The sequence below is a fragment of the Zhengella sedimenti genome (assembly GCF_046506625.1).
In the GTDB taxonomy this organism is placed as follows: domain Bacteria; phylum Pseudomonadota; class Alphaproteobacteria; order Rhizobiales; family Rhizobiaceae; genus Zhengella; species Zhengella sedimenti.
Genome location: NZ_JBKFFP010000005.1, coordinates 302,355 through 314,897, shown reverse-complemented (window position 1 = coordinate 314,897; position 12,543 = coordinate 302,355). Strand labels below are relative to the sequence as shown.

Sequence of the window (12,543 nt, the reverse complement as noted above, 5' to 3'; positions counted from 1 at the left end):
CCTTTTCCCGGCAAGGACCTGTCAGGCGGCCCGCGCCCGCGTGGTCACGACCGTGTACAGGAAGATCAGCATCGACAGGATGGTGAGCACGGAGCCGATCCTGGCCAGCGTTTCGCCCTGCCGGGTGATCGCCATGACGATGCCCGGCACGATGGTCACCACGCCCAGCGTGGCGATCGCGTAGTGGATCTTGGCCAGCATCCGTTCACCGGCGGCGGGAACGAGGTGATAGTAGAAACCGAAAAGACCCATCGTCACCCAGCCAACGAGATTGAGATGGGCATGGGCCCCGGCCAGCATGTGATTGCCGGTGGCCGACATCTGGATTCCCCAGGCCATGCCGATGGTCACGAAAAGCGCTGCGGTGGCGACAAAAAGAAAAGCTGTTCCGCGCATAGCCGGGTCCCTCCCTGTTGCGCTTGACTTTCTTTCGCCCCCTGCCGGCATCCGCTTCCGGCATGGCCATCCGGAGAAACCCTTCGTCCATCAGACGGCAAACCCGCAACCGGAACGGATCAATCCAGGCGTTTTTCGGCAAGTGTTCAAGGTCACTTTATCCGAATTGCCAAAGATCACTCTCCGATAACTCTTTCCCGTTTTCAAGCATCCGGATTGAAATTCCTTCCATGGGAGACTGCCGGAACGGCACTCGCTTGAACCGGACCCATCGCCTTCCCATGTGAAAACCTGCAACGGACGAATTTCCCGCAGGGGAAGGAAGGCGGAAGGGCTCTTGGCACGCGCGATGAACAACACGATTGAACACCGGGAAAACGACGGCAGGTTTCCGGCAGAGGAGGACTGGCGCCTCTATGAGGGTGTGCGGACACGCCGCGTCATGGCGTTTTTCATCGATTACGTCATCATCCTGCTCCTGATGATCCCGTTTGCCATCCTGGTGTTCCTGCTCGGCATCGTGACGCTCGGCCTGGGCTGGATGCTGTTTGCCGTCTTTGGCCCCTTCGTGGCGCTGACTTATGTCGCGATGACGCTTGGCGGACGGCGGCAAGCGACGGTCGGCATGCAGATGACGGGCATCCGCCTGGCCCGCCTCGACGGCCTGCGCGTCGACCCGCTCCTTGCCATCGTCCATACGGTCCTTTTCTGGGCCGGAAACGTCTTCACATCGGGCCTGATCCTGCTGGCCACCCTTGTGCTGGACCGCAAGCGCACGGTGCACGACCTGCTGCTGGGAACCGTCGTCGTCCGCGAAACCGCAACCTGACGGGCCCTGCCCGTCGCGGCTTGCCGCGCGCCTGAAAATCCGCACTCGCCATTGCCGGCGCGGGATTCTAAAGTGGCTTCGGACGAATCCTCGCCCGCGGACGCTGCATGGCCGATTTCCATACCTATGCCACCTTCGCCATCATTGCCGTGATGGTGATCGCCTATGTGAGCGACCGTTTCGCGCTGGAGTCGGTGGCCATCGGTTCGCTCGCCGCGTTCCTCACCCTTTTCGCCCTGTTTCCCTATTCAAACGCGGCCGGAGAGGCCATCGGGCCGGAACAACTGGTTGCCGGCTTCGCCAATCCGGCCCTCGTCACGGTCATCGCCCTGCTGATCGTGGGCCAGGGCCTGTTCGCCACGGACGCCATGGACGGGCCGGCCCGCATGGCATCGAGGGCTGGCGGCGCGTCGCCTTTCCGGGCGCTCGCCGTCACGCTGCTCGCGGCGGCGTTCCTGTCGGCCTTCCTGAACAACACGCCGGTGGTCGTCATCTTCATCCCGGTGCTGACCGTGCTGGCCGCGCAACGCAATTTCCCTGCCTCGCGCGCCCTCATGCCGCTTTCCTTCCTTTCGATCCTGGGCGGCATGACCACGATCATCGGCTCGTCGACGAACCTGCTCGTCGCCGGCGTGGCGCAACGCAACGGGCACCAGGTCGGCTTCTTCGACATCACCGCGCCGGGGCTTACGCTGGCGGCGGCCGGGGCCCTGTACATCTTCTTCGTCATGCCACGCATCCTCGGCCGGGCAAGCCGCGGCAGCGAGGAAAAGCGCCGGGCGGCGGGCGCCCAGTTCATCGGCGAGATCACCGTCGGGGCCGGTCATCCCTTTCTCGGCATGGAGTCGCGCGCCGGGCTGTTCCCCGGCCTGAAGGACCTGATGCCGCGGCTGATCATCCGGCGGGGCATGGAATTCCTGCCGCCCTTCGAGAACATGGTCATCTCGGAAGGCGACCGCGTGGTGGTTTCCGGCACGCGGCGCGCCTTCATGAACGCACTGGCGCGCGGATCGGCGACGCCGTCGACGCACGAGGACCGCGACGACAACCCGCGCGTCAAGCCCGGACCGGCCTATCATGTGGCCGAGACCGTGGTGACACCCGGTTCGCGCCATGCCGGACGCACGGTGCGCAATGCCGGCATCCAGTCGACCCACGGCGTGGACGTGCTCGGCATCCAGCGCAAGAGCCGCATGGGTCGGGTGCCGCTCGCCGACATCCGCCTCGAACCCGGCGATACGGTGCTGGTGGGCGCCGACGAGCAGCACCTGCTGTCGATGCGCGACAGCCATGACCTGCTGCTGCTGGAATGGTCCGCCCAGGCGGTGCCGCAGCGCCAGAAGGCCTGGATCGCCTTCGTGATCTTCGCCCTGATCGTGACCACGGCGGCCACGTCGCTCGTGCCGATCGTGGCAAGCTCGGTCATCGGCGCGGCGGTGATGATCGCCACCGGCTGCCTGACGCTGCAACAGGCGGCGCGCGCCTTCGACCGGCAGATTTTCCTGCTTGTCGGCTCTTCCATCGCCGCGGCGACGGCACTGGAACAGACCGGGGGCGCAAGACTGATCGCCGACACGGCCGTGATGGCGATGGCCGGCCAGGGGCCCGTCGTCCTGCTGTCCGGGCTGTTCCTGGTGATCGCGCTGCTGACCAACGTCCTGTCCAACAACGCGACGGCTGTCCTGTTCACGCCCATCGCGCTCGACATGGCCGCAAGCACCGGAATACCGGCGGCGCCCTTCATCGCGGCCGTGATCTTCGCCTCCAACGCCTCCTTCGCCACGCCGGTCGGCTACCAGACGAACCTGCTCGTGATGGGGCCTGGCGGATACCGGTTCTCCGATTTCGTGAAGGCCGGCTTGCCACTGGTCCTGCTCATGTGGCTGACCTTTACCCTGTTCGCGCCCTGGTATTACGGCCTCTGACAGCAAACGGCCTGCCAAAAAATGGCATTGGCGAACGGACCGGCGCCTACTATCTTCAACACGCATGACTCAGCAACCGGTTCACAATCCGCAGTTCTACCTGACCGCGCCGTCGGCCTGTCCCTACCTGGAAGGGCAATTCGAGCGGAAGGTCTTCACGCACCTTGTCGGCGACAAGGCCAGCGAGTTGAACGATCTGCTGACCCAGGGCGGTTTCCGCCGCTCCCAGAACATCGCCTACAGGCCGGCCTGCGAAACATGCCGCGCCTGCGTCTCGGTGCGCATCCTGGCCCAGGAATTCAAGCCGTCGCGCAACATGCGCAAGGTGCTGGCAGCCAATGACGACCTCGTCGCCGCCATCTACGACGCCGAGCCCTCGACCGAGCAGTACAGCCTTTTCCGCGCCTATCTCGATGCGCGGCACCGGCGCGGCGGCATGTCCGACATGACCGTTCTCGACTACGCGATGATGGTGGAGGACACGCATGTGGACACGCGCATCATCGAATACCGCAAGCGCGGGCCCGACAGCTTCATCACCGGCAAGGGCGAAGGCGAACTCGTCGCCATCGCGCTGACCGACGTGATGGGCGACGGGTTGTCGATGGTCTATTCCTTCTTCAACCCGGACATGCCCGAACGCTCGCTGGGCACCTACATGATTCTCGACCACATCCAGCGCGCACGGTCGATGGGCCTGCCCCACGTCTATCTGGGCTACTGGGTCCGTGGCTCGCGCAAGATGGACTACAAGATCCGGTTCAGGCCGCAGGAGCATCTCGGCCCCTCGGGTTGGGGCCGATATGAGGACTGACAGGATTTGACAATTCAGACCGATCACGTGAAGGGCCTCGCGATCACAGGCCTGGGCGGCATGCTGCTCACCTTCGACATTCCGCTGCTGAGACTGGGCAATGGCGAGTCCTGGTCAGTCATCTTCCTGCGCTCGACATGCTCTATCGTCGTCATGCTGATCGTCTGGCTGGCGCTCAAGTGGTTCGGGCGCAAACCGCTGCCGCTCATCCAGGGCCGGACCGGATGGATCGTGTCTGTCCTTTATGCGCTGACCGGGCTGTGTTTCCTGCTGGCGGTGTTCCTCACGCCGACCGCCAACCTGGTCTTCATCCTTGCGCTCAACCCGATGATCGCCGCCCTGCTGGCGCGCATCTTCCTCGGCGAGAGGATCAGGCGGGAAACGCTGATTGCCATGGTTGCCATGGCGGCCGGCGTGTTCATCATCGTCTCCGGCGGCATTTCGGCTGGCAGCCTGGCGGGCAACCTGCTGGCGCTGGGCGCCGCCGTTTTCCTGGCCGCCGCACTGACCGTGTCGAGGGCCAGCGGCCAGGACATGGGTTTTTCGGCCGTCATGTCGGGCGCGTTCCTCGCTGTCATTGCCGGCGTGGTCGTCCTGTTCAATGGCTACCAGATCGAGGATCCGGTCTGGATCATCCTCGATGGCGCCATCCTGCTGCCGGTAACCATGTTCTGCCTGGCAACCGGCACGCGCTGGCTGACGGGGCCGGAAGTGGCGATGTTCTACATGCTGGAAACCGTGCTGGCCCCGGTCTGGGTCTGGCTGATCTTCCGGGAAGTGCCGGGCAGCCATACCTTCATTGGCGGCGCGATCGTGCTTGGCGCGCTCGTCATCCACACCGCCGTCCAGATCGCAAGGGACCGCAAACGGCGGCTGGCGGCACGCCCTCTGTGAACGGAGAGCCAAAGCGGGCCGCCATGGCGCCGGCCCTTCAGAAAACCTGAAAGGCCCCTTGCGGACGGTTCCGCCCCGGGTGCTGGAGGGGGTTGGCCCCGGCCTATTCCGCCGCTTCCGGCAGGCGGGCGGGAGCCAGTTCGAGCGGACCCTCCTGCAGGCCTGGCTGTGCGCCTTCTTCGCCGGGTTCGTCGCGCTCATTGGGCCGCAGGAGCCTGACCGCGAGCCAGCTGACGCCCCTGCGCACATCATCCATGATGGAAAACAGCGAGGGCACGAACAGCAGGCTGAGCACGGTGCCGACGAGCAGGCCGCCGATCACGGCAATGGCCATGGGCGCCCGGAACTCGCCGCCATCGCCATGGGCAAGCGCCGCGGGCACCATGCCCGCCGACATGGCGATCGTCGTCATGATGATCGGCTGGGCGCGCTTGCGGCAGGCATCGACGATGGCCTCGCCGCGCGAGACGCCATGAGCGATGGCCTCGATGGCGAAATCCACCAGCATGATCGCGTTCTTGGTCACGATGCCCATCAGCATCAGGATGCCGATCACGACCGGCATGGAAACCGCCTGGTTGGTGAGCCAGAGGGCGCCGACGACGCCGCCGATGGAAAGCGGCAGGGACAGGAGAATGGTGATCGTGTGGAAGACCGATCCGAACAGCAGGATGAGCACCACCATGACCAGCATCAGGCCGGTGATCATGGCATTGCGGAAGGAGGTGAACACGTCGCCCATGACCTCGGCATCCCCGGTTTCCTGGATGCGCACGCCTGCCGGCAGGTTCTGCACTTCCGGAAGCGCCTTGATGGCGGCCAGTCCCACGCCGATCTCGGCCTTGCCGGCCATGTCGACGCCGATGACGACGCGGCGCTCGCGGTTGAAGCGCTGGATCGACGACGGTCCCTGGGCGTAATGGATGTCGGCAATGGCGGAAAGCGGCACCGTCGCCCCGGATGCCAGCGGCACCGGCAATTGCGAGAGAACCGACAGGTCGTCGCGGGCGGTCTCGTTCAACTGGACGCGGATCGGGATCTGGCGCACGCCGTCCGTGAACTTCGCCAGCTTGGCGTCAACGTCACCGATGGTTGCCACGCGCAGGACGTCCGAAAGCGCCGCGGTCGAGACGCCAAGCTGGGCCATCAGGTCGCGATCCGGCTCGACGATGATTTCCGGCCTGTCGAGGGCGGCATTGGAGGTGATCGCGCGGAACAGGCCGGTTTCGGCCATGGCGCTCTGGATCTTGCGCGCCTCGTCGTCAAGCAGTTGTCCGTCGGTGCTCATCACGCCGATTTCGAGCGCACGCTGGCCGCGGTCGTTCACATAGGACGCGCGCAGGTCCGGGATCGTCTGGAGGATGTCGAGGATGTGGTTTTCGAGATCGTGCTGGGAAATCTCGCGTTCGCTCTTGTGCTGGAGGTCCACGACCATGGTGGCGCGGCGCAGTTCCAGCGTGCCGGTCGGATTGGCGCCACCGACCACGTAGACGTTCTCCACCTGCGGGATGGCCAGCACGGCCTCGGCGGCGCGATCGGTGGCGCGTCCGGTATCCTCCAGCCGCGCGCCGGGCGGGAGTTCCAGCGAGAAGACCACGCGCGAGGCATCCTGGCGCGGCACGAAGCCGGCGGGCAGCATGGTGGTGGCCATGATTGCCGCCACGAAGAAGGCGACGCCGGCAACGAAGGTGATCCAGCGAAACCGCAGGCTGGTTCCGAGCAGGGCAAGATAGCCGCGCATCACGAAGCCCGGCCGGTATTCATGCTGGCCATGGGACCGCAGGAAATAGGCGGCCATCAACGGTGTGATCAGGCGCGCCACGAGGAGCGAGAAAAAGACGGCCACGGCCACGGTGAGGCCGAACTGCTTGAAATACTGACCCGCGACGCCGGACATGAAGGAGACCGGCGCGAAGACTGCCATGATAGTGGCCGAAATGGCGATGACCGCCAGTCCGATCTCGTCGGCGGCTTCGACCGCCGCGCGGTAGGGCGTCTTGCCCATCTTGATGTGGCGGACGATGTTCTCGATCTCGACGATCGCGTCGTCGACCAGGATGCCCGTCACCAGCGTCACGCCCAGCAGGCTGACGAGATTCAGCGAGAAGCCGAGGTGATCGAGGACGAGGAAGGTCGGGATGATCGACAAAGGCAGTGCCACGGCAGAAACCAGCGTGGCGCGGATGTCGCGCAGGAACAGGAAGACGACGATGACGGCCAGCGCGGCGCCCTCGAGCAGCGTCTGCATGGCCGATTCATAATTGCCGACGGTGTAGTCGACGGAGTTGTCGACCCGGTCGATGGTCACGCCGGGATGGTCGGCCCGCAGTTTTTCCACCGCTTCGGTGACGCGCCGCGAGACGTCGACATCGCTTTCGCCCTTGCCGCGGAACACGCCCATGGAGACGACAGGCTCGCCGTTGACGCGGGCGAACGAGCGCGGCTCGGCCCAGCTGTCGGTGACGGTGGCAATATCGGACAGGATGACGCGCCGGCCGCCCGCAAGCGGGATCTCGAGCGCGCGCAGGGCATTGACGTTGTCGACGCCGCCGAGCGTGCGGATGGTCTGTTCGCGCCCGCCGATCTCGGTCCGCCCGCCCGTCAGGTCGACATTGGCGGCGCGCAGGGCGTTGTTGACGGCCGAGGCCGTGACGCCGAGCGCGTTCATCCGGTCGGCATCAAGCTCGACACGGATCTCGCGGTCCACGCCGCCATAGCGGTCGACGCGGGCAACGCCCTTCAGCCCCTGAATCGCACGGATCGCCTCGTCCTCGACGAACCAGGACAGTTCCTCCAGCGTCATGGACGGCGCGCGAACCGCATAGGTGAGGATCGCCTGGCCTTCCACGTCGATGCGGTTGACGATCGGCTCATCCGCGGTGGCCGGCAGGTCGGAGCGGATGCGTTCGACCGCGTCCTTGACGTCCGTCACGGCGGTTGCCGTATCCACCTCAAGGCGGAATTCGATGACCGTGGAGGAGCGGCCCTCGGTGATCGTCGACATCACGTTCTTGACGCCGGTCACGTTGGCCACGGCATCCTCGACGCGCTTGGTGACCTGGGTTTCCAGTTCGCTCGGCGCCACGCCGGGATCGGTGACGACGACCGAAACGATGGGAATGTCGATATTCGGGAAGCGCGTGACCGGAAGCTGCATGAAGCTCATCGTGCCCAGCACGGTGAGCACGATGAAGAGCAGGACGGAGGGCAGCGGGTTGCGGATCGCCCAGGCGGAAATGTTCCAGTTCATCGCGTGAGCGCTCCAGTGGCTTCTTCAAGGACCGGTGTGATGGCCTCACCGTCACTGACGAAGACGCCGGCGCGCGAAACGACCTGATCGCCCGCGGCAAGACCGTCCGTGATCTCGACGGCGCCATTGACGCGCAAGCCCAGCACGACCGGCGTGGAGGCGACCTTGCCGTCAACGACCTTCTGGACATAGGCGGCCCCGTTGCGGAAGAGGACAGCGCTGGCCGGAACGGCAAGGCCGTCACGGCTGGCCAGTTCGATGCTGGCGCTGGCGAAGTTGCCGGCGCGGACCGGGCCATCCTGCGGAAGGGAAATGTAGACCGTGCCGAGCCGCGTCGTGCGGTTCACCTCCGGGGCAACCAGGCGCACCGTGCCCTCAAGTGTTTCCGCGACCCCCGGCGCGTGGACCTTGACCGGCTGGCCTGGCCGCAGGCGCGGCAGGTGGGTTTCGGAAACCGCGGCCTGCAATTCCAGTTCATTGTCGATGGCGATGCGGAACAGCGGCCCGGCCGACGCGCCAACCACCGCGCCCAGCATGGCGCTGCGGGCCAGCACGAGACCATCGGCCGGGGCCTTGACCTCGGTGCGCGCGATCTGGCGCTCAAGTTCGCTGATCTGCGCGGCATTGACACCGGACTGCGCCTGCGCGGCAACCACGGCCTTGCGCGCGGTCTCCAGCTTGGCGCGGGCGCTGTCGAGACCGTTGACGGCGTTGTCGTACTGGGCCTGGGACGCCACGCCTTTCTCGCGCAACTGTTTCACCCTTTCAAGGGTTTCGCTTGCCTGGCGGACACCCACCTCGGCATCGGCGATCTGGGCGCTGGCCTGGGCCGTCTGCGCCTCGATCTGCGCGCTTTGGGCGCGGGCCTGCAGCAGGGCCAGTTCAAGGCCGGACTTGTCGAGCACCGCCAGCACCTGGCCCTTTTCGACGAGATCGCCCGCATCCGCCCTGAGATCGAGAACGGTCAGGCCGTTCAGGTCAACGCCGACCGCGGCTTCCTCGCGCGGCGCAACGGTGCCATTGACCGGCAGGCTTTCGACAAGATGCCGGGTTTGAACCTCCACCACGCGAATGGCAGGCGCGGGTGCGGAAACGGCAGGCGCTCCGGCCGGCTGGGCAAAGGCCTGGGCCGCCGGGAAGGCGGCCAGGAGAAGGGTCAACGCCAAGGCGGCGGAAACCGGCTTCAGGGCATGGGTCAGCGGCATGGGTCGTGTCCGGATCATTGCGCGACGGGGCGCAGATTGGCTGTGACGGAGGTGCGCACCATGTGCTCCACCTCGTCGAGATCGATGCCCTTCGAGGGCAGGTCGTTGAGCACGATCCCTTCCCCGATGGAAACCATGACGGCCATCAATGTCTCCACCGAGACAGCCGGCCTTATCTGGCCAGCGGCAATGGCGGCCTGGATGCGTCTGAAGATGAGTTCATGGACCTGCCGCATGGAGCATTCGCAGGTTGCCAGAACGGACGGATTGCGCAGCGCCTCGGCGCGGATTTCCGTGAACAGCGGCGCCATGTTGTTCTCGTGGCTGACGCGCAGATGCGTCATCATGGCCTGGACGATGCCCTCGACAATGTCGGGATTGGCGAGCGCCTCGGACAGGAGCGCGGCGTCCTTCGTCCGGTCCGCCTCGGCGATGGCCTCGATGATGGCTTCCTTGGAGGGAAAGTAGCGGTAGAGCGCGCCCGGGCTCATCTCCGCCTCGCGGCAGATGTCATGCATGGAGGCACCCTGGAAACCGGAACGCACGAAGCATTTCTTCGCGGCATCGAGGATGCGGGCGCTCTGCGCCTCGCGCCGCTCCGCGCGGGTCACTGGTCCCCCGGTGTCTTCATCCTCGGCCGGATCATGCGGCCGCTGGGAGGTGGCTAGATCGCTGGTCATATCGATATCGTCAAAAATAGAGTGCGAACGTTCGTTCGCGCTATATGCGAATGATCATTCTCAATGTCAACATTACGGCACAAAAAAGGTTTCGGTTCGGTTGCCCCTGCGTAAAAAACCGCAGGTGCCCGATCACAAGATGGAGAGGGATACCAGACGGGACGGCCGGATCAGCCGAACTTGCCGGTGCGCGGAAAGCCCTTCGGGACCATCCGTCCGGCGGCGGCGCGCGCGCCGGTCCACTCGGCGAGTTCCGCCTGGCTCCGGGTGAAGGTGCGCCCGGCGCTGTCGGTCCAGGTCAGGCCATCGGCCATGGCGAAGGTCCTGATGTCGGACACGCCGCCATCCTTGTAGCGCTGGAGGCGCACGCCCTTGCCGCGCGTCATTTCCGGCACCTGGTCGAGCGGGAAAACGAGCAGCTTGCGGTTCTCGCCGACAATGGCGACATGGTCGCCGGTCACGGGCACGAAGAAACGCGCCTCGTCGGGCGTCTTCACGTTCATCACCTGCCGGCCCTTGCGGGTATTGGCGACAACGTCGGCCTCCGGCACGACGAAGCCGTTGCCCTCATGGGAGACAAGCAGGCGGCGCACCTGCGGATCGTGGACGAAGGCGGTGACGATGTCCTGGTCGTTGTCCATATCGACCATGATGCGGATCGGCTCGCCATGGCCGCGCCCGCCGGGCAGGCGGTCGGCGCCAATCGTGTAGACCTTGCCGCCGGTGGTCAGCACGAGGATCTTGTCGGTGGTCTGGGCATGGAAGGCGAGCTTCAGCTTGTCGCCATCCTTGAAGGACAGGCCCGACCAGTCGGACAGGTGCCCCTTCATGGCGCGCAGCCAGCCCTTTTCCGAGACGATGACGGAGACCGGCTCCTTTTCGATCATCGCCTGCTGGATGGCCTCAAGATCGCGCTCCGGCGCCTCGGCGAAGGTGGTGCGGCGGCGGCCAAGTCCGGTCTCGGGGCCGAAGGTCTTGCGCACGTCGGCCACTTCCCAGGCCACGGTCTTCCATTGCAGGGCCTCGGAGGCCAGCAGCTTCTCGATCTGCGCCTTCTCCTCCGTCAGGGCATCGAATTCCTTGCGGATCTCGAACTCCTCCAGCTTGCGCAGGTTGCGCAGGCGCATGTTGAGGATGGCCTCGGCCTGGTTGTCGGTCAGCTCGAAGGTGACCATCAACTGCTTCTTGGGCTCATCCTCCTCGCGGATGATGCGGATCACCTCGTCGATGTTGAGATAGGCGATCAGATAACCGCCGAGGATTTCCAGCCGCCGCTCGATCACGCCGAGGCGATGGCGGGAGCGGCGGATGAGCACGTCCTTGCGGTGCTCCAGCCATTGCTTCAGCACTTCGCGCAGCGACAGCACGTTCGGCACCTTGCCGTGGCTGAGCACGTTCATGTTGAGCGGGAACCGGCTTTCAAGCTCGGTCAGCTTGAACAGGGATTCCATCAGCAGTCCGGGATCGACGGTGCGGCTCTTTGGCACCAGGACGATTCGGATGTCCTCGGCGCTCTCGTCGCGGACGTCGTCGAGCAGCGGCAGTTTCTTGCCGATCAGCAGGTCGGCGATCTTCTCGATGAGCCGCGCCTTCTGCACCTGGTAGGGTATCTCGGTGACAACGATGACCCAGGTGCCGCGCCCGGCATCCTCCTGATGCCAGCGCGAGCGCACCCGAAAGCCGCCGCGCCCGGTCTCGTAGGCCTCGGCGATCGACGCCTTGGAATCGACGATGATGCCGCCGGTGGGGAAGTCCGGCCCCGGCACGAACTGCATCAGGTCGGCATTCGCCGCGTCGGGATGCTCGATCAGGTGAAGGGCGGCGTCGCAGATCTCGGCGGCGTTGTGCGGCGGAATGTTGGTCGCCATGCCGACCGCGATGCCCGAGGCGCCGTTGGCAAGAAGATTGGGAAAGGCACCCGGCAGGACGACCGGTTCCTCGTCCTCTTCGTTGTAGGTCAGCCGGAAATCGACCGAATCCTCGGTGATGCCCTCCAGCAGCAGCGCGGCGACGTCGGTCATGCGCGCTTCCGTGTAGCGCATGGCGGCGGCGTTGTCGCCGTCGATATTGCCGAAATTGCCCTGGCCGTCGACCAGCGGATAGCGGACCGCGAAATCCTGCGCCAGCCGGACAAGGGCATCGTAGATGGCCTGGTCGCCATGCGGGTGGAACTTGCCCATCACGTCGCCGACGATGCGCGCGCATTTGGCGAAGCCGCGGTCGGGATCGAGGCGCAGCAGGCGCATGGCATGCATGATGCGCCGGTGCACGGGCTTCAGCCCGTCGCGCACGTCGGGCAGCGCACGGTGCATGATGGTCGACAGCGCATAGGCCAGGTAGCGCTCCTCCAGGGCGCGCTTCAGGTCGACCGATTCAATGTCCTTGCCATCGCCCCCGCCGGGCGGAATGAGGCTTTTTCCCATGGAACCCGGTTACAGAAAGCGGTGATTCGGGGCAAGTGCGCCACGCGTTTCAGGCCTTGTGGCGGGCATCACAAGCCAACAGCCAAAAAATAAACTAAACTGTGCAAGACAACTGGACGTCCGGGAC

Annotated in this window: 9 protein-coding genes; 4 read left to right on the top strand and 5 right to left on the bottom strand. The window is 65.3% G+C overall.

Going from position 1 to position 12,543, the window contains the following annotated elements; translation table 11 throughout:
* Positions 1-21: 21 nt before the first annotated feature.
* Entirely contained in the window at positions 22-396 is a 375-nt protein-coding gene (locus tag ACLB6G_RS15395; protein ID WP_410357077.1) for a hypothetical protein, read from the bottom strand.
* A 349-nt stretch (positions 397-745) separates the two neighbouring features.
* On the opposite strand from ACLB6G_RS15395, the gene ACLB6G_RS15390 reads away from it, so the two are divergent.
* The 4 genes from ACLB6G_RS15390 (at position 746) to ACLB6G_RS15375 (ending at position 4,858) form a co-directional block, all read left to right on the top strand.
* Positions 746-1,225, top strand: coding sequence for an RDD family protein (locus ACLB6G_RS15390; RefSeq protein WP_410357076.1), 480 nt, complete (start codon positions 746-748; stop codon positions 1,223-1,225).
* Positions 1,226-1,332: 107 nt separating this feature from the next.
* Positions 1,333-3,150, top strand: coding sequence for an SLC13 family permease (locus tag ACLB6G_RS15385; RefSeq protein WP_410357075.1), 1,818 nt, complete (start codon positions 1,333-1,335; stop codon positions 3,148-3,150).
* Positions 3,151-3,214: 64 nt separating this feature from the next.
* Positions 3,215-3,964 (top strand): arginyltransferase, encoded by a 750-nt coding sequence (locus ACLB6G_RS15380; protein WP_410357074.1) that lies wholly within the window; start codon positions 3,215-3,217, stop codon positions 3,962-3,964.
* A 6-nt stretch (positions 3,965-3,970) separates the two neighbouring features.
* Complete coding sequence (locus ACLB6G_RS15375) at positions 3,971-4,858, top strand: DMT family transporter (RefSeq protein ID WP_410357073.1); 888 nt, start codon at positions 3,971-3,973, stop codon at positions 4,856-4,858.
* A gap of 103 nt (positions 4,859-4,961) precedes the next feature.
* On the opposite strand, the gene ACLB6G_RS15370 is transcribed toward ACLB6G_RS15375, so the two are convergent.
* The 4 genes from ACLB6G_RS15370 to parC all read right to left on the bottom strand — a co-directional run bounded on the left by ACLB6G_RS15370 (position 4,962) and on the right by parC (position 12,416).
* A complete protein-coding gene (locus tag ACLB6G_RS15370; RefSeq protein WP_410357072.1) occupies positions 4,962-8,108 on the bottom strand; it encodes an efflux RND transporter permease subunit in 3,147 nt (1,048 codons plus the stop codon).
* Positions 8,105-9,313: an efflux RND transporter periplasmic adaptor subunit gene (locus tag ACLB6G_RS15365; protein WP_410357071.1), complete on the bottom strand. Its 1,209-nt coding sequence runs from the start codon at positions 9,311-9,313 to the stop codon at positions 8,105-8,107. The genes ACLB6G_RS15370 and ACLB6G_RS15365 overlap by 4 nt, the downstream gene beginning before the upstream one ends.
* Positions 9,314-9,327: 14 nt before the next feature.
* On the bottom strand, positions 9,328-9,993 hold the full coding sequence (locus ACLB6G_RS15360) for a TetR/AcrR family transcriptional regulator (RefSeq protein WP_410357070.1): 666 nt from the start codon (positions 9,991-9,993) through the stop codon (positions 9,328-9,330).
* Positions 9,994-10,163: 170 nt separating this feature from the next.
* Complete coding sequence (gene parC, locus ACLB6G_RS15355) at positions 10,164-12,416, bottom strand: DNA topoisomerase IV subunit A (RefSeq protein ID WP_410357069.1); 2,253 nt, start codon at positions 12,414-12,416, stop codon at positions 10,164-10,166.
* Between the last annotated feature and the right edge of the window lie 127 nt (positions 12,417-12,543).